This window comes from Enterobacter sp. HK169 (assembly GCF_001719105.1).
Taxonomy (GTDB): domain Bacteria; phylum Pseudomonadota; class Gammaproteobacteria; order Enterobacterales; family Enterobacteriaceae; genus Enterobacter; species Enterobacter asburiae_B.
The window spans coordinates 1,048,924-1,067,178 of record NZ_CP017087.1 but is presented as its reverse complement, the minus strand read 5'-3'; the positions used below and the strand labels follow the sequence as shown (position 1 = coordinate 1,067,178).

At 59.2% G+C, this 18,255-nt stretch carries 14 protein-coding genes; 11 read left to right on the top strand and 3 right to left on the bottom strand.

Features of this window, described 5'->3' with window-relative positions; all coding sequences use genetic code 11:
* Positions 1–5: 5 nt before the first annotated feature.
* Complete coding sequence (locus EnteroDNA1_RS05145) at positions 6–986, bottom strand: GlxA family transcriptional regulator (protein ID WP_039263613.1); 981 nt, start codon at positions 984–986, stop codon at positions 6–8.
* A 149-nt stretch (positions 987–1,135) separates the two neighbouring features.
* On the opposite strand from EnteroDNA1_RS05145, the gene EnteroDNA1_RS05140 reads away from it, so the two are divergent.
* Together EnteroDNA1_RS05140 and EnteroDNA1_RS05135 are read left to right on the top strand one after the other, a co-directional pair.
* Positions 1,136–2,107, top strand: coding sequence for a fatty acid desaturase (locus EnteroDNA1_RS05140; protein ID WP_069302983.1), 972 nt, complete (start codon positions 1,136–1,138; stop codon positions 2,105–2,107).
* The gene (locus tag EnteroDNA1_RS05135) at positions 2,100–2,858 is read left to right on the top strand and encodes a phosphate/phosphite/phosphonate ABC transporter substrate-binding protein (protein WP_069302982.1); all 759 of its coding nucleotides are present in this window, start codon (positions 2,100–2,102) and stop codon (positions 2,856–2,858) included. Before EnteroDNA1_RS05140 ends, EnteroDNA1_RS05135 begins: the two co-directional genes overlap by 8 nt.
* Here EnteroDNA1_RS05135 and EnteroDNA1_RS05130 read toward each other — a convergent pair.
* Together EnteroDNA1_RS05130 and EnteroDNA1_RS05125 are read right to left on the bottom strand one after the other, a co-directional pair.
* Positions 2,837–3,733 carry a LysR family transcriptional regulator gene (locus EnteroDNA1_RS05130; RefSeq protein ID WP_069302981.1) on the bottom strand — a complete coding sequence of 299 codons (897 nt, stop codon included), beginning with the start codon at positions 3,731–3,733 and terminating at the stop codon, positions 2,837–2,839. The two genes, EnteroDNA1_RS05135 and EnteroDNA1_RS05130, sit on opposite strands and share 22 nt — an antisense overlap.
* A gap of 22 nt (positions 3,734–3,755) precedes the next feature.
* Complete coding sequence (locus EnteroDNA1_RS05125; RefSeq protein ID WP_069302980.1) at positions 3,756–6,044, bottom strand: FdhF/YdeP family oxidoreductase; 2,289 nt, start codon at positions 6,042–6,044, stop codon at positions 3,756–3,758.
* Positions 6,045–7,046: 1,002 nt separating this feature from the next.
* On the opposite strand from EnteroDNA1_RS05125, the gene EnteroDNA1_RS05120 reads away from it, so the two are divergent.
* The 9 genes from EnteroDNA1_RS05120 (at position 7,047) to tssC (ending at position 18,183) form a co-directional block, all read left to right on the top strand.
* Positions 7,047–7,541 (top strand): hypothetical protein, encoded by a 495-nt coding sequence (locus tag EnteroDNA1_RS05120; protein ID WP_033145802.1) that lies wholly within the window; start codon positions 7,047–7,049, stop codon positions 7,539–7,541.
* A 23-nt stretch (positions 7,542–7,564) separates the two neighbouring features.
* A complete protein-coding gene (gene tssJ, locus EnteroDNA1_RS05115) occupies positions 7,565–8,068 on the top strand; it encodes a type VI secretion system lipoprotein TssJ (RefSeq protein WP_023312162.1) in 504 nt (167 codons plus the stop codon).
* Positions 8,069–8,096: 28 nt separating this feature from the next.
* The gene (gene tssK / locus EnteroDNA1_RS05110; RefSeq protein ID WP_069302979.1) at positions 8,097–9,440 is read left to right on the top strand and encodes a type VI secretion system baseplate subunit TssK; all 1,344 of its coding nucleotides are present in this window, start codon (positions 8,097–8,099) and stop codon (positions 9,438–9,440) included.
* 17 nt (positions 9,441–9,457) lie between these two features.
* Complete coding sequence (locus tag EnteroDNA1_RS05105) at positions 9,458–10,696, top strand: DotU family type VI secretion system protein (RefSeq protein WP_069302978.1); 1,239 nt, start codon at positions 9,458–9,460, stop codon at positions 10,694–10,696.
* Between the two features lie 2 nt (positions 10,697–10,698).
* Entirely contained in the window at positions 10,699–14,319 is a 3,621-nt protein-coding gene (tssM, locus tag EnteroDNA1_RS05100; protein ID WP_069302977.1) for a type VI secretion system membrane subunit TssM, read from the top strand.
* 16 nt (positions 14,320–14,335) lie between these two features.
* The gene (tagF, locus tag EnteroDNA1_RS05095) at positions 14,336–15,052 is read left to right on the top strand and encodes a type VI secretion system-associated protein TagF (RefSeq protein WP_023312158.1); all 717 of its coding nucleotides are present in this window, start codon (positions 14,336–14,338) and stop codon (positions 15,050–15,052) included.
* A gap of 11 nt (positions 15,053–15,063) precedes the next feature.
* Entirely contained in the window at positions 15,064–16,080 is a 1,017-nt protein-coding gene (tssA, locus tag EnteroDNA1_RS05090; RefSeq protein ID WP_064672691.1) for a type VI secretion system protein TssA, read from the top strand.
* Positions 16,081–16,155: 75 nt separating this feature from the next.
* Positions 16,156–16,680, top strand: coding sequence for a type VI secretion system contractile sheath small subunit (gene tssB, locus EnteroDNA1_RS05085; RefSeq protein ID WP_008502644.1), 525 nt, complete (start codon positions 16,156–16,158; stop codon positions 16,678–16,680).
* Between the two features lie 3 nt (positions 16,681–16,683).
* The gene (gene tssC, locus EnteroDNA1_RS05080; protein WP_014884232.1) at positions 16,684–18,183 is read left to right on the top strand and encodes a type VI secretion system contractile sheath large subunit; all 1,500 of its coding nucleotides are present in this window, start codon (positions 16,684–16,686) and stop codon (positions 18,181–18,183) included.
* The last annotated feature ends 72 nt before the right edge of the window (positions 18,184–18,255 follow it).

The following is an 18,255-nucleotide window of genomic DNA, read 5'->3' as shown; positions in this document are numbered from 1 at the left end:
TCAGATTACGCCATCTTGCGGCAGTGGAAGCGCTGGCGGTACTCGCCGGGCGTGAGGTGAAGCTGTTTCTCAAAGATGCGGCGCAGGTTAATGCTGGTGCCAAACCCGCTTTGCTCGGCAACGCGCTCAAGGGAGTCATGGGTCTGTTCAAGCAGCTGGCGGGCCGCGGCCAGACGCGCTTCGGTCACGTAGCGGGCCGGAGAAACTCCCGCGTCGCGGGTAAACACGCGGGTGAAATTACGCGGGCTCATCGCCGCTTTCTCGGCCAGATTTTCCACGCACAGGTCGGCGGTGAGGTTTTGCAGGATCCAGGTTTGCAGTTCGCTTATCGGGCCCGATGTGCCGGGCTGCTGCAGGCTATAACGGCTGAACTGCAGCTGGCCGCCGGGACGGCGCAGATACATCACCATATCCTGCGCCACGTCGCGGGCGAGGGTAAATCCGTAATCGTCTTCCACCAGCGCCAGGGTCAGATCGAACCCGGAACTCACGCCGCCGGAGGTCCAGATGGGACCATCCTGAATATACAGCGGACCGCCTTCGACGTGGATAGCGGGATACTGGGCTTGCATCGTCTCCAGCAGGCGCCAGTGGGTGGTCGCGCGGCGACCGTCCAGCAGGCCGGTCTGGGCCAGCAGCATCGCGCCGCCGCAGATAGAGGCTACCCGCCGGGCGTGCGGCGCAGCGAGGTGCAGCCAGTCCACCACCGCCGTGCTCTCCTGCTCGTTCATGCCGCGTCCGGTGATGATAATGGTATCCAGCGGTTCACGCGGGTCCAGCTCCGGCAGGCGATAGTCCGCCAGCAGATTCAGGCCGGACTGGCCGTGGATCACCTGGTGAGGCTGCGTGGTGGCGATGATAATCCGGTAGCGGGGCTGCGCAAGACCTTCCGGATGCAGCCGGTTGGCCTGCATCAGAATATCGGCGATACCGGCGGCTTCAAACAGCATGCCGCCGTCGGGAACAATAATCAGGATCTTCTTCATGTCCTGAAAAGTACCTTTATCACAGAATAAGTCAAGCGACGCGTGCGCCCCACGTTTTTGGCAAAGCAAAGCGATTTAAGTTGTTTGTTATTTCAGGCGTTATCCCCGATCGTCAGAGAATTATCTCTGGCGAAACGGCGTCTGAAGGAATGAGTCAACGAAGCTCCCTCTATTTACATCCGCAACAACGCGAACAAATCCGCCATCTTGCATCGGGTTTTATATGGCGCAGCGAACTGCCCACGTGGCTGTTGATTATCACGATTTATGCAGGCTGGTTTGCCACGCTGGCGTTCTGGCAAACGCTCGGCCTGCTGCCCGCCACGCTCCTGCTCATCGGGTTTACCGCCTGGTACATGTCCCTGCAGCATGAGCTAATCCACGGGCACCCCACGCGTTTTGCCTGGCTTAACCAGCTGTTCGGCACGCTCCCGCTGGCGGTCTGGTATCCGTATGGCCTGTACCGGGACTCCCATCTCGCCCATCATCGGCACCATAGCCTGACCCATCCGGTGGATGACCCGGAGTCGTACTATTTTACCGACGAGAGCTGGGCGCGCTTTTCCCCCTGGCAGAAACGTATGATTCGGGCGCGGAATACCTTCGCCGGGCGGCTGGTGCTGGCCCCGCTGCTGGATATCCTTCTGACGCTGGGCAGCGCCGTGGCGGCATTTCGTCACCTTCACCTGCGGGCGATGGCGATGTGGCTGGTTCACGTTTTGCTGCTGGTGGCGCTCTTCGCCTGGATGACGCGTACCGGTTTTTCACCCGTCTGGTTTGTGCTGGCCGTCAGCTATCCGGCGCTGGCGCTGACCAAGGTCCGATCGTTTTTCGAACATCGCGCGGCGGACGATCCGCTGGCGCGCTCCGTCATTAACGAGGCCGGGTTATTCTGGCGGGTGCTGTTTTTGAATCTCAACTACCATTCAGTCCATCACGATCTGCCGGGCGTTCCCTGGTACGGGCTGAAGGCCATCTACCAGCAAAACCGGGAGGCGTACCAGCAGCGAAACCACGGTTTTCTCGTCAGGGGCTACGGTGAATGGCTGCGTCAGTTCTGGGTGAGACCCGTCGACGTCACCGTTCATCCCGCAAAACAACAGGGGGAAGGTTATGAGTAACCTGCTGGCGTTTCCCATGTATGCCGTGGATCGCGCCAATACCCGCGCGCTCTGGCTGGCGGTAAAGGGGCTGTTGGCCGCGCGCGGTGTGTCCGTCGATCGTGACCCCGGCTGGCCGGAGTCCGATCTGCTGAGGCACTGGCAACAGCCTGCGCTTATCCTCAGCCAGACCTGCGGTTATCCGCTGGTCACGCAGCTCCCGGACGTGCAGGTGGTCGGCTGTTTTCACTACGCGGCGCCGGGCTGCGAAGGGATCCAGTACCGCAGCTTTCTGGCGGTGCGCGAGGAGGATCGGCACCTGACGCTGGCGGGTTTTCGCGGACGTCGGGCGGTCTGTAATTCCCCGGATTCCCAGTCCGGCTACAATGCGCTGCGAAAAATAGTGGCTCCCCTTGCGAACGACGGTCCCTTTTTCGCGCAAACGTCCTTCAGCGGCAGCCATCGCCAGTCGCTGATTGATGTGAAACGCGGGGCGGGGGATATTGCGGCCATCGACTGCGTGACCTGGGCACTGCTGCAGCGCCATGAGCCGGAACGCCTTGCGGGACTGGCGGTCATTGGCCGCACCCCGCTGACGCCGGGACTGCCGCTGATCACCTCGCATGACACCTCGCCTGAAACGCTTAACGCCATTCGCGATGCGCTTCACGAGCTGGTGGATGCGCCGGAATACCGGGAGGTGCGCGACGCGGTGCTGATCGGCGGTTTTAGCGTGGTGACGCGGGAGGCCTACGCCTCATTGACCGCGTGATAAATCTCCTGCGCGTCGGTAAAACAGCGCAGCGCCAGCGAGGAGACGGGCTTCTGCCTGCGCATAATCAGGCCGACGGGAGCCTCAATGTTCGCGTCGGCGATGGGGACAATCCTGAAGTTGCCGTTCAGTGCCTCCAGCCCGTTGTTCAGCGGCATGACGGCGCAGCACACGCCGCTCTGAACCGCCTGAATGATCTGAAACGTTGAGTCGCTTTCGAAAACGGACGTGGGTTCGATGCCTGCAGATTTAAAGCTGGCCTCCATATGCGCCCGGTAGTGCATCCCTTTAGTCAGGAACCCCAGAGGAAAATCCGTCAGGTCGTGCCACGTCAGCGCTGCCTGGCCGAGCTTGAAATGGCGAGTGTCGTGCAGCAGGCCCATCTTCGTTTTTGGCAGCTGGATAATGTCAAACAGGCTGGTGTCGATGCTGTTGAGGTAGCAAATTCCCAGCTCAAGCTGATTGCGGCTGACGCCGTCGGCAATCTGCGCTGAGGACATGGAATAGAGGCTGTAGGTCAGCTCCGGGTATTTTTGCGTTAGCTGGCGAATAAAGATCATCGGATCCACGCTCGCCAGCGGCACCATCCCCAGACGTAATTCGCCCACCACCTGGCCTTTGCACAGCGCGGCTTCCGCCTGTAGCCCGTCGTGTGCGGCAAGCAGGGCGCGGGCCCACGCGAGGATGCGTTCCCCCTCCGGCGTAAACCCTTCAAAGCGCTGCCCGCGCACGATCAGCACCAGCCCCAGCTCCTCTTCCAGGCTGCGGATGCGCATGGAGAGGGTCGGCTGGGTGACGTTGCACTGCGAGGCCGCTTTACCAAAGTGCCGGGTCTCGTCGAGTGCGATTAAATATTTTAACTGTTTAATATCCATCATTATCTCTGCGCGAGCAGCCTTACAGCATGCGGATCTCTTTCGAGCGCAGGGTGATGCGAACCGGAACGGATTTATACGACGGCGTACCGCTGTCCTTATCCAGATAATCAAGCGGTACCAGCACGTTGGCCTCCGGGTAATAGGCGCCGACGGTGCCCGGCGCGATGCTGTACGCCACCACGGTAATGTCCTTCAAACGCTGAACGCTGCCGGGGAGGGCGGTTTCGATATCCACGCGGTCGCCGTGTTCCAGGCCTGACTGCGCCATATCGTCTTCGTTCATAAACAGCACGTCGCGGCGGCCAAACACGCCGCGGTAGCGGTCGTCCAGCGCGTAAATGGTGGTGTTGTACTGGTCGTGGCTGCGCAGCGTGATTAACCGCAGAACATGCTCACCTTCGCCGCTGGCGTTCTCGTGAACGCCGTCGAACACCGAGAACATCGCTTTTCCCGTCGCCGTTGGCCAGATGCGTTGCGTCGGCGGCAGCGGCATACGGAAGCCGCCGGGAACGCGGATCCGCGCGTTGTAATTCTCAAAGCCCGGAATGGTCTGCTCGATCAGATCGCGGATCCGGTCGTAATCCTCTACCAGCGTCAGCCAGTCCACGCGGGTTTCCGGCAGCGTGGCTTTCGCCATGCCGGCGACGATAGCCGGTTCCGAACGGAGCAACGGTGAGGCGGGCTTCAGCTTGCCGGACGAGGCGTGCACCATCGACATGGAGTCTTCGACGGTAATGGACTGACGGCCGGTGGCCTGGAGATCCAGCTCGGTGCGGCCGAGACACGGAAAGATAAAGGTCTCTTTGCCCACCAGCAGATGGGTACGGTTGAGCTTGGTCCCGACGTGCACGCTCAAATCCAGGTTACCCATCGCCGGAAAACCCCGCTCGTGATCGGGCATCGCGACGGCAAAATTACCCCCGAGGCAGATGAGCGCCTTCGCGCGGCCGTCGATCATCGCCTGCGTGGCCTGCACCGCATCGTGTCCGTGGTGAGACGGCGGCTCAAAGCCGAAAACGTCCTTCAGACGGTTCAGGAAGGCCGGGGTAGGCTTCTCGCTGATCCCGACGGTGCGGTTCCCCTGAACGTTAGAGTGGCCGCGCAGGGGGCAGATTCCCGCGCCGGGCTTGCCGATATTTCCGCGCAGCAGCAGCAGGTCTGCAATCAGGCGGACGTTCGCCGTACCTTTATTGTGCTGGGTAATACCCATTCCGTAGGTAATGATGGTGGCATTTGATTTCGCATAGGCGTCGGCCACCTTTTTGAGCGCCGCCCGGTTCAGGCCCGACTCGCGCTCGATCTCGTCCCAGCGGGTTTGCGCGATATCGGCGGCGAAGTCCTCAATGCCCTGGGTGTGTTCGGCAATAAACGCATGATCCAGCACGTCACCGCGTTCGGCCTCCATTTCCAGCAGATGTTTGGCAATGCCTTTCAGCGCGGCGGCATCGCCCCCGGCCTTCACCTGGAAATAGGTCGAGGCGATATCCGTTGAGCCGTAGGTCGCCATTTCAATCACGCTTTGCGGGTCGGCGAAGCGTTCGAGGGCGCGCTCGCGCAGCGGGTTAAAGACGATAATCGGCACGTTGCGACGGGCCAGCTCGTGGAGCGTCCCCATCATTCGCGGATGGTTGGTGCCGGGGTTGTGGCCGATGGAGATCACCAGCTCGGTCTTATCGAAGTCGTCCAGCGAGACGGTGCCTTTCCCGATGCCAATCGAACGCGGCAAACCGACGCTGGTGGCCTCGTGGCACATATTCGAGCAGTCGGGGAAGTTATTGGTGCCGTATTCGCGAGCGAACAGCTGGAACAGATACGCCGCTTCGTTAGAAGCGCGTCCGGAGGTATAGAACTCGACCTGGTCCGGTTCGAGCCCGCGCAATACTGCGCCGATGCGGTGAAACGCCTCTTCCCAGTCGACGGGCCGGAAGGTATCGCTTGCCCGGTCATAGCGCAGGGGATGCGTCAGTCGACCGTAGCCTTCCAGTTCAAAGTCCGATTTTGCCAGCAGCGAGGAGACGCTGTTTTCGGCCAGAAACGCGGGGGGAACGCGTTTGCTGGTCGCTTCCCAGGTCACAGCTTTTGCGCCGTTCTCGCAGAACTGGAACGTCGACTTGTGTTCTTTATCGGGCCACGCGCAGCCCGGGCAGTCGAAACCGTCAGGCTGGTTGGTGCGCAGCAGCGTCGCGGGAGCGTCCAGGGTATCCATTTGGGTACGTACCGCGATGGCCGTCGCTTTTAACGCGCCCCAGCCTCCGGCAGGACCGTCATAGTGTCTGATACCCGGCACCGAGCGTCTTTTCTTATTCATACCCACTCCTGATTTCTTCGGTCACACAACGTCTGAACACATATAAGCGCTGTATAAGACAATAAGCGAAAGCAATGACGACCGGATGGCTACGCGCATGCGGTGCGGAAAAGTGCCTTATCTTAAATTCTTTTTATTACAGCGATTTATCGGATCTGATGCTTAAATATTTAAAGAAATTATAACGAAATTTTATCATTTTAATAATAAATCTTATCTATCACACGGTAGGCAAGATAGATGGGGCGAGCAGGAGAGGATGTAGCAGCAATAAAATTTCGAATGAAGGCTGTGGGCGGCAGCAATAAACACGGGTCGCTGCTGGCGGGCTATTGCGAGCATTTTTTGGCGGCGATAATGTCAGGATGGTTAACTCAGGCTTAATGATTAAAGGATAAAATTCAGGCCTGGTTGGGTAATTGTCGCAACGCGAAATATAAAGTTATTTTGAGGCGTAAAATTAACGTCGTGCAACATAAGTGAAATAGTCACATTCACGTTAACACGTGCATTCAATATTAAAGTTACCCTGATAGTGCAACAAATAATTCATCTTTCATATATTCTGCTGACCTCACCAATACGCGAATTCTACTAATTATGGTAGTGGCGATAATAGCCGTATTGCGTTAATGAAAGTGGTTCTCTTTTGTGTTTTTAGTATATAAAACATATGCTTGCAATGTTATGTGGCTAAGAAATAAAAGGGCGTAGGTCATATCGGGTTTTTTCATAGGATTAATCCTATAATTTTCCGACTGCTTCATTTACCAACAGTTACGTACCGGTAAATATTGAATTGAGACGAAGCTCATGTAAACTTGTTTACCGTTTGTCAAAATATGTCAGGAAGACACTGGGCCTTATTCTGAAGGGCTCGTGCGGTAGCTATGCCCTTAAAATAGTAACGCCCCGAAAATATCCTGGCTATTTTAACAATAGCACCTAAGTCAAACTTCACTCCCTTATCTTCATCATCGAAATATCGCTACGGAAAAGCATATGAAAATGCGCGTACTGTTTTCACTTCTGTTTGTAATGGCGGTGGCGGGCTGTAAAGCGCCGCAGAAACCTGTGATCAACGACGATACGATCGAGACCAGCCAGGTCAACGGCGTGACCTTAACCCACCGTCACGCTGTGACGCCGCCGGCGGAGTTCAACCCGGTCAACGAACCGTATCGCGCCATGTATCCAGCCTCCCTGATGAGCCGTCCTGACTTCGGCGGCAAAGTTATCCGCACTCTCGACACCGGAAAAACGTACGTGGTGCTGGGTCAGGTTGAACATTACTGGATGGCGCTTGCCGATGAAGGCAACGATCAGCTGATTGGTTACGTCCCGATGCGCGCCGTGATCAAGGCCGACCTGTACGACGCCGCCGTGCGTAAACAGGCCATTCGTCCGAAGGCGCGTAAAAAAGCGACCTGTGTCGACGTCGATGGCAACAGCAAAGCCTGCAAAGACAGCGCTAACGGTACCTGGATCCTGAACTAAACGGCTTGCATGAGCGCATTTTTATGAATAATAAAAATTTTCATAAGCTGTGGTTATTCTTTTACGCGGTGATTTTCGCCCTGGTCAGTGGTTGTACGTCGTCTTCACACAGCGACCCCTCCCGCTACAATCTGCAGTTTCAGGCTCATCCACAAATCAACGAATCTGCGCCGCTTAAGGTCCGGGTGTTGTTGCTGAAATCCGATGCGGATTTCATGTCCAGCGACTTCTACTCCCTGCAGAACAACGCGTCAGCCACGCTTGGCGCGAATCTGCTGAACAGCGACGTGTTCTTCCTGATGCCGGGACAGCTGTCCAAAACCCTCAGCGGGCAAAGCTCTCCGGAGGCCCGCTACATCGGCGTGATGGCGGAGTATCAGATGCTGGATGGCAAAAAATGGCGCGTTTCACTCCCTCTGCCTGTGCCTGGCGAAAATCATATCTACCAGTTCTGGAAATGGTCCGCGGATGAACTTCAGGCCAACGTTTTTCTCGACGTGAACGGCATTCGGGTCATCAGCCAGTAACGCGCTTCAACACAGGAAACACATCATCATGACGAAAGCAGAAAAGGTCGTCTGGACCGAGGGCATGTTCCTGCGTCCACACCATTTTCAGCGGACTGAAAGCTATCTGCTCAACCATGTTCGTGAATGGGGCGCGCTACAGCGGTCATATCTCTGGGGCTTTCTTGACGTGGAACTGGATGAAGCGATGCTTCGTCAGGGATGCATTGCCCTGAGCTACTGCTGTGGCTTGCTGCCGGACGGCACCTTTTTCCAGGTGCGTAACGGGCGCAACGGCCCTGCGCCGCTGAAAATTCCTGACAATCTCACCAACGAAAAGGTGGTGCTCGCGCTGCCGGTTCGTCGTGGCGAGAGAGAAGAGGTGATTTTTAGCGAAGAGCCGGCCTCGCTGGCGCGCTTCATCGCTTTCGAGCAAGAGGTGGAAGACGACAACGCCATGTCGGTGGGGGATGCCACCGTCCAGTTTGGCCGTCTGCGTCTGACCCTGATGCTGGAAAAAGACCTCACGGCGGAATGGACCGCCATCGGCGTGGCGTTTGTGACTGAGAAACGTAACGATAACCACGTGCGGCTCGATAACAGCTACATCCCGCCGATGCTCAACGCCAACAACAGCCCGCAGATCTACAGCATGATCAACGATCTGCACGGTCTGCTGGTGCAGCGCAGCCAGCAAATTGGCGGTCGTCTGCGCCAGCCTGGCCGCTTTAACACCTCTGAACTGATTGAGTTCACGCTGCTGTCGCTGGTTAACCGTCATCTGGGCGAGGTTTCTCATTTAAAAACCCTCCCGCTGCTGCATCCGGAAACGCTCTGGCGCAGCTGGCTGCCGTTTGCGACCGAGCTCGCCACCTGGACGTCGCAGCGTACCGCCGAAAGCGTGCTGCCGATTTACGATCATGACGATCTGGCTAACTGCTTCAGCAAACTGATGCTGATGCTGCGTCAGGGGCTGTCGCTGGTGATGGAAGACCACGCGATTCAGCTGCCGCTTAACGAACGCTCTCACGGCCTGAACATCGCCACGGTGCCTGAAACCAGCATGGTGCGCGAGTTCGGCTTCGTGCTGGCGGTAAAAGCCAATGTGCCAGGCGAACACCTGCAAACCCATTTCCCGGCGCAGATGAAGGTCGCGCCGGTCTCGAAAATCCGCGATCTGGTTCAGCTCCAGCTGCCGGGCATTATGCTGCGCGCCATGCCGGTCGCGCCGCCGCAGATCCCGTGGCATGCCGGCTACAGCTACTTTGAACTGGAGAAGGGCAGCGAGCTGTGGCACGAGATGGATAAGTCCGGCGCATTCGCCCTGCATCTTGCAGGCGAATTCCCGGGGCTGGATATGGAGTTTTGGGCCATCCGTAGCCCGACAGAATAATAAAGCGAGCGCTTAATATGCAGGAACGACAGGACACCGGCAGTAATGCCGGGTTTACCGGAGCCAGTAGCAACAACCAGCTGGTGGCGGCCGCCAATCCGCTGCTCAACGCGATTCCGCAGATCCGTCATTCGGTCTCCCATGACGATCAGGTGGCGTTACGCCAGCGCCTGATCGATGAGATTCGCCGTTTCGAAGTCCGCTGCCAGCAGGCGGGGCTGCCCTACGAAGTGATCGTCGGGGCGCGTTACTGCCTGTGTACGGCGCTCGATGAGGCCGCCGCGCTCACCCCCTGGGGCAGCAGCGGCGTCTGGTCAAGCAACGGTCTGCTGGTGACGTTCCACAACGAAACCTGGGGCGGCGAGAAGTTCTTCCAGCTGCTGGCGCGCCTGTCGCAGAACCCGCGCGAGCATATCCTGCTGCTGGAGATGATCAACTACTGCCTGCTGCTGGGCTTCGAAGGACGCTATCGGGTGCTGGATAATGGCCGCACGCAGCTTGAAACCATCAAGCAGCGGCTGTGGCAGATGATCCGCGGCGTGCGCGGCAGCTATCCGCCGCCGCTTTCTCCCCATCCGGAAGATCGTCCGGTACTGCGCAAGCTCTGGCGGCCGATGGTTCCCCTGTGGGCCTGCGTGGCGCTGGCCGGGTTTATCGCCTGCCTGTTTTATATCGTGCTTAACTGGCGCCTTGGCGATAACACCAACCCGGTGCTGGCGAAGATTTACCAGTCCCAGCTGCCGGAAACCACTATTCAGCAGCCGGCCCGTCAGCTTCCGGCGGTGCTGAACCTGCGCGGCTTCCTGAAGCCTGAAATCGAGGCGGGCCTGGTCGCGGTGAAAGACGAAGCGGATCGCAGCGTCGTTATCCTGAAGGGCGACGGGCTGTTTGCCTCCGCCTCTACCGTCGTGCGTGACCGCTATGAACCGGTCATCAACCGCATTGCGCAGGCGATGAATAACGTCAGCGGCAAAATTCTGGTGGTGGGCTACAGCGACAACGTGCCGATCCGCAGCGCGCGCTTTGCCTCGAACTATGAACTCTCTCTGGAACGCGCCCGCTCGGTACAGAAAATGCTGCAGGGAAGCCTCTCTCAGCCTGGCCGCGTGAAAGCGGAAGGGCGGGGCGAGATTAACCCGGTGGCGCCGAACACGACGCCTGAAAACCGCGCCCGTAACCGCCGTGTGGAAATTACTCTGCTGGTGTCGCCTGAAAACACTCAGGCTGAGCTGAACGGATTGCCGCAAGGAAACTAAGGATGCTGACTACACTTCTTTCCATCTTGACCAACCGCATTCTGTGGAGCTTCCTCGGCGTAACGGCGCTTGCGGCGGTGATCTGGATGATTGGTCCCCTGTTGTCCATCGTGGACACCCGACCGCTTGAGTCTGAGCAGAACCGCATTATCAGCATTGCCGTGGTCTATCTGCTCTGGGCGCAGGGCCACATTCTGCCGCGCCTGTACAATGCCTGGCTGAACCGCAAGCTGATGGACAAGCTCAAAGAGAACACCGCCAGCCCGGAAGCGGCGGATCCGCAGAAGCGGCTGAACAGCGAGGAGCAGATCCTCGCCAGCCGCTTTGATGAAGCCGCGCAGATGCTTAAAAAAGCGCACTTCAGCAAAGCGGGCCAGGGCGCCCAGTGGACGCAGCGCTTCAGCACGCAATATCTCTATCAGCTGCCGTGGTACGTCATTATTGGCGCGCCGGGATCCGGTAAAACCACGGCGCTGGTTAACTCCGGGCTGCAGTTCCCGCTGGCCGATCGCTTCGGTAAAACCGCGCTGCGGGGCATTGGCGGCACGCGTAACTGCGACTGGTGGTTTACCAATGAAGCGGTGCTGCTGGACACGGCGGGCCGCTACACCACCCAGGAGAGCGAGCAGGTGCAGGACGCCGGCGAATGGCTGGAGTTCATGGGGTTACTGCGCAAGTATCGCCGCCGCCAGCCGATCAACGGCGTCATCATCACCATCAGCATTTCTGACCTGCTCACCCAGTCCGCCGAGGCGTCCCGTCAGCAGGCGGTGAACCTGCGCCAGCGTCTGTCCGAGCTGCATGAACAGCTGGGTATCCGCTTCCCGGTGTACGTGATGGTGACCAAGGCCGACCTGCTTAAAGGTTTCCGCGCCTGGTTTGCCGACTACGACAAAGCGCAGCGCGACCAGATCTGGGGCTTTACGCTGCCGTGGGAGCAAACCAAACACGCCGATTACGACCTGATGGGCAACTTCCAGCAGGAGTTTTCTCTGCTCCAGCAGCGCCTTGATGCCGGGCTGCCGGAAACCATGCTGAAAGAGCATGACGCGAAAACCCGCGCTGAAGCGTATCTCTTCCCGCAGGAGTTCGCCGCGCTGCGTCCGCTGCTGGCGGACTACCTGAGCACGGTCTTCGCCCGCTCCAACTTCGAAACCGAGTTCTCTCCGCGCGGGATCTACTTCGCCAGCGGGACGCAGGAAGGTATGCCGTTCGACCGCGTGATGGGCGAACTGAACCGCGCGCTGTCGCTGCCGGAAGGGGGAGAGGCGGATAACTGGGATTCGGTCAGCAAAGAAGCGCCTATCCCGGGGGCAAAAGGTCAGAGTTTCTTCATTAAGAACCTGCTGCAAAACGTCATCTTCCAGGAAGCCGGGATCGCGGGCGAAAACCGCTGGTGGGAGCTGCGCAACCGGGCGGTGATCTGGTCCGGCTACGCGGCGCTGCTGGCCCTGCTGGTCATCCTCGGCGGTCTGTGGCTGACCAGCTATGCCAAAAACAAGGCCTATCTGGAAGAGGTGGATGCGAAGGTGCCGCTGCTGGACCAGCAGAGCAAAGCGCTGCAGAACCAGACCCAGCGTGACCTGTTCGATCTGCTGCCGCTGCTGAACGGTCTGGTGGACCTGCCGAAAAGCGACGCGTTTGATGTAAACGATCCGCCCGTCTCCCGCCGTATGGGGCTCTACCGCGGAGATGACGTCAGCGATGCCTCGCAGTCTCTGTACCAGAAAGCGCTGGATCAGATGCTGTTGCCTGCCGTCGCTATGCACATCACCACCTGGCTGCGCAACGACAACGGTAGCGATGTGGAATATAGCTATGAAGCGCTGAAAGCCTATCAGATGCTGTATCAGCCGAAGCACTACGACGGTAAATTCCTGCATTCGTGGGTGATGCTCAACCTGCAGCGAAATCTGCCGCAGAACGTCACGAAGGCGCAGCTGCAGCAGCTTGAATGGCACCTGACGCAGCTGCTGGTACCGAAAATCCAGGCCTCGCCGTACGCGCAGGATGAATCTCTGGTGGCCCGCGAAAGAGCGATGATCGGCCAGCAGCCGCTCTCCACGCGCGTTTACGGTCGTCTCAAACGCCTGCTTGAACATGATGACAACCTCAAGCCGGTCTCCCTTTCCGATCTGGGCGGACCGCAGAGCGAGCTGGTGTTTTCACGCAAAAGCGGCAAGCCGGTGAGCGAAGGCGTGCCGGGTCTGTATACGCCGGACGGCTACTGGAAAAGCTTTAACGGCCAGATTGACAGCGTAACCACCGCCCTGCACGAGGACGATGCCTGGGTGCTGGGGGCCGCGACGGCGCAGGAAGATAAACAGCAGATCGATAACGCCGTGCGCCAGCTCTACATGCGCGATTTTATCGCGAACTGGGATCGCTTCCTCGCCGACATCCAGCTCAATAACAGCGCCGATCTTTCCCAGCGCATCAACACCGCGCGCCTGCTCTCCGGCGCAAACTCGCCTCTGCGCCGTCTGGTGCAGAACCTGAGTCAGGTCCTGACGCTGTCACGCAATGCGCCAGCGCAGGAAGATGCGGATAAAGCGCAGGCGCAGAGCAACCGCGCCACCCGCACGCTGGAAGCGCTGTTCAGCAACAATGACGCTGCGCCGACCCAGGCCGCCGTGGTCACCCAGGCACCGGAACAGCTGGTCACCGACCACTACGCGCCGATGATTGAGCTGGCGCAGCCGCTGGAGAAGGGCGGGAAGACCATCGTGTTTGATGATTTTCTCAAGCAGGTGGATGAGCTCTACCGCTACCTGACCGCCGTCCAGGACGCGGCCAACAGCGGCATGCCGGCACCGGGCGGCGAGGCGATCAGCCGCCTGCAGGCCAGCGCCGGTCGCCTGCCGGGCGGGCTGCAAACCATGTTCAGCAATATGGCGGTGGGCGCCAGCAGCGATACCCAGCGCCGCGACCTCGAAAACGTGCGTAAGCGGATTAACGTTGAGGTGGGCGGATTCTGCCGTCAGGCGATCGCCGGCCGTTACCCGCTGGTGCGCAGCGCCAGCACCGAGGTCACCCCTGACGATCTCGCGCGCATGTTTGCGCCGGGAACCGGGCTGATGGACGCTTTCTTCCGCGACAATCTGACCAATAAAGTGGATACCACGCAGGCAAACTGGCGCTTTATGCCGGGCATCGACGGTAAAACGCTGCCGGGAAGCGAAGGGCTGCTGAGACCGTTCCAGCAGGCCCAGTCGATTCGCGACGCTTTCTTTGCTAATGGCGCCACGACGCCGTCCTTCAAGGTGACGGTTCGCACCGTGCGAATGGATAACTCCATTCTGAACCTGACGCTGGACGTCGACGGCCAGCTGCTGCGCTACAGCCACGGTCCGCAGGCCGTACAGATCATGAACTGGCCGGGGCCGGGCGGCACTAACCAGGTACGCATGCAGCTGGGGCTGGCGAACGGCAGCACGGCGACGCTGGTCACCAACGGTGCCTGGGCGCTCAACCGCTTCTTCGATAAAGCGAGCACCAGCCCGGGCGCGGGTAGCCTGAGCCGTCAGGCCACCTTCAACGTCGACGGACATCAGGTCACGCTGGAGTTTGCGCCAAACAGCATTCGTAACCCGTTCCAGCTTCCCCGTTTCTCATGCCCATAACCGCAAGGACAGCCGTATGACGAATACCCCTGCGATGAACCGCTACAGCTGGTATGGCAAATTACCCAGCGCCGGAGATTTTTTGCAGCGTCGCTTTCCTGACACTTTACAGCGCCAGTGGTCACACTGGTTCCAGGTCGGCCTGCTGGCCTGGCAGCAGGAAGAGCAGCGCAGCGGCGAGCGCCAGTTTCACAAAGCGCCAGTCTGGAATTTTGTGGTACCGCCCATGCTGGGCAGCCAGATGATCCAGATGGGCTGTCTGCTGCCCGGCCGCGACAGCGTTGGCCGACAGTATCCGGTTTGCCTGCAGCTGAGCTTCGCCCCGTCAGAGTGGTCGACCAGCCTGCTCAGCCAGGCCGAAAGCTGGTACCAGCAGATTGGGCGCCTGGGGCTGCACGCGGTGCGCAACAGTTTTTCCGCCTCACAGCTGGATGAGATGCTGATGACCATTCCGGCGCCGCAGCCCGTCGAGCCGCAAAAGCGTTCCGACATCCTTGATGTGATTGGCTATGACGAGGACGGCCAGAGCACGCTGGGCTGGCCTCAGGCGGCCGAGTGTTTTGATCCGCTGCGTCAGACCAGCTACTGGTGGACCAACCGCTGCGACGGCTACCCGCTGTACACCCACGTGCACAGCGGGAACTTTACCGGGCAGCTTTTCACCCTGCTGTTCGACCCGGCAGGGGGCGCCCGTCCGGGGCGTCACGGTCTCTATCCGCCCATGTTTGAATAAGCAGGGATCTCATGAATATCGAAGAATTTCTCGCGCCAATCAGTCCCGAAAAACCCTGCGGCGAAAACCTGGAGTACGACGCCGACTTCCAGATCATGAATCAGGCAAGTCTTGGGAAAGCGGAACAGCAGTTTGGCGACACCATTATCCCGGCAGAGCCCGCTGACTGGAACACGGTGGAAAAATACGCCACCAGCCTGCTGACCCGCACCAAAGATCTTCGCGTACTGCTGGCGTTAACCCATGCCTGGACGCGCCGCCGCGGGCTGGCGGGCTACGCGGACGGATTATTGCTGGTGCAGGAGGCGATCGCCCGTTACTGGGAGACGCTCTATCCGCTGCTGGAAGAGTATGGCGAAACCGATCCGTTCTATCGCATTAACGCCCTGGCAGGGCTGAGCGATAAATCCGACCTCACCGTCGCCGTGCGAAACGCCTCGCTTCTGCGTTCAAACGGCGATGAAATTTCGCTCCGGGATGCCCAGGCCCTGCTGGACGGCAGCAAGACGGAATGCCCGGACTATCCCGGCGGCCGTCCACGGCTGATTGACGAGCTGGCCCGCGGCGACCAGCCGGGAACCGCAGCGGTTATCGTCATTAACGAACGTCTGCTGGCGATTCGCGAGCTTCTCACCGGGCATCTCGGTGAAAGCGGCGTGCCCGAGATGGAACAGCTGCTGAAAACCGTCGGGCTGGTCGCCAGCGCGTGTCAGGTAACCGACATCAGCAAGCTGCTGCCGAACCGTGAGGCGCAGGCAGAACCCCAGGCCGAGCAGCAGTCGACGGCAGCGCAGCCCGTTCAGCCGGTCGCCGACTGGCGCAGCGTGCAGATCACCAGCCGCGCCGACGCGCAGCTGATGCTGGAAAAAGCGAAGCAGTATTTTGCGCAGTACGAACCGAGCCACCCCGCACCGCTGATGATTGAACGGGTGCAGCGGCTGTCAGAACTTAACTTTATGGACATTATTCGCGACCTTGCGCCAGACGGCGTTAACCAACTTGAAAACATCTTTGGGCGCCGCGAATAACGCGTCCAGGCATTATGACGACAGGCATGGAGCCTGCCGTTTCACCTTCACCGCGCATCTTTGATGGAGAACATCATGGCAATGAGTAACAGTGGGCAGAAATTCATCGCACGTAACCGTGCCCCCCGCGTGCAGATCGAGTATGACGTAGAGATCTACGGTGCAGAACGTAAGATTCAGCTGCCGTTTGTGATGGGCGTCATGGCCGATCTGGTCGGCAAACCGGTTGAAAATCTGCCGGCCGTCGACGAGCGTAAATTCCTCGAAATCGACATCGACAACTTTGACGAACGCATGAAGGCGCTGAAGCCGCGCGTGGCGTTCCAGGTGGATAACACCCTGACCGGCGAAGGCAAGCTCAACGTGGATCTGACCTTCGACAGCATGGACGACTTCCTGCCGGATGCGGTGGCCCGCAAGGTCGAGCCGCTGAACAAGCTGCTGGAAGCGCGTACCCAGCTCTCCAACCTGCTGACCTATATGGACGGCAAAAACGGTGCGGAAGAGCTGATCGCTAAAATTCTGCAGGATCCGACGCTGCTCAAATCCCTGAGCCAGTTGCCGAAAAATGACGAAAGCGCGAAAGGTAGCGAGGAATAATCGATGAGCAACCAGACTCAACAACACGAGCAGCAGGCGGGTCAGGCGTTCAGCCAGGATGAATTCAGCGCGCTGCTGAACAAAGAGTTCCGCCCGAAAACCGATCAGGCCCGTTCAGCCGTCGAAAGCGCGGTCAAAACGCTGGCGCAGCAGGCGCTGGAAAATACCGTCACTTTCTCCAACGACACCTACCGCACCATTCAGAACCTGATCGCCGGTATCGACGAGCAGCTGTCGCAGCAGGTAAACCAGATCATTCACCACGAAGAGTTTCAGAAGCTGGAGAGCGCCTGGCGCGGTCTGAGCTACCTGGTGAACAACACTGAAACTGACGAGATGCTGAAGATCCGCTTTATGAGCATCTCCAAGCAGGAGCTGGGCCGCACCCTGAAGCGCTTCAAGGGCGTGGGCTGGGACCAGAGCCCGATCTTCAAGAAAATCTACGAGCAGGAGTACGGTCAGTTCGGCGGCGAGCCGTTTGGCTGCATCGTGGGCGACTACTACTTCGACCATAGCCCGCAGGACGTTGAGCTGCTGGGCGAAATGGCGCGCATCGGCTCTGCGGCGCACTGTCCGTTTATCACCGGTACCGCGCCGGGCGTGATGCAGATGGAGTCCTGGCAGGAGCTGGCTAACCCGCGCGACCTGACCAAGATCTTCCAGAACACCGAATACGCGGCCTGGCGTTCGCTGCGTGAATCCGAAGATGCCCGCTATCTGGGCCTGGTGATGCCGCGCTTCCTGTCGCGCCTGCCGTACGGCATTCGCACCAACCCGGTCGACAGCTTTGACTTTGAAGAGCAGACCGACGGCGCGAACCACAACAGCTACTCCTGGGCGAACGCCGCGTATGCGATGGCCGCTAACATCAACCGCTCCTTCAAAGAGTACGGCTGGTGCACCTCGATTCGCGGCGTGGAGTCCGGCGGGGCGGTGGAAAACCTGCCGTGCCACACCTTCCCGAGCGATGACGGCGGCGTGGACATGAAGTGCCCGACCGAAATCGCCATCAGCGATCGTCGTGAAGCTGAGCTGGCGAAAAACGGCTTTATGCCGCTGGTTCACCGCAAAAACTCCGACTTTGCCGCCTTCATCGGCGCGCAGTCGCTGCAGAAACCGGCCGAGTACCACGACCCGGATGCCACCGCCAACGCGCGTCTGGCCTCTCGTCTGCCGTACCTGTTCGCCTGCTGCCGCTTTGCACACTACCTGAAGTGCATCGTGCGCGACAAAATCGGCTCCTTCCGCGAGCGCGAAGAGATGGAGCGCTGGCTGAACGACTGGGTCATGAACTACGTCGACGGTGACCCGGCGAACTCCTCTCAGGAGACCAAGTCCCGTAAACCGCTGGCCGCTGCGGAAGTGCAGGTGCAGGAGATTGAAGATAACCCGGGCTACTACGCCGCGAAGTTCTTCCTGCGTCCACACTACCAGCTGGAAGGTCTGACCGTTTCCCTGCGTCTGGTTTCTAAACTGCCGTCGCTGAAGACGAAAGACGCGTGATGAGTGTAGCCGGCCCATTGGGCCGGCTACTTTTCGGTCAATACGAGATAGCTAATGAATTTGACAGTGAAA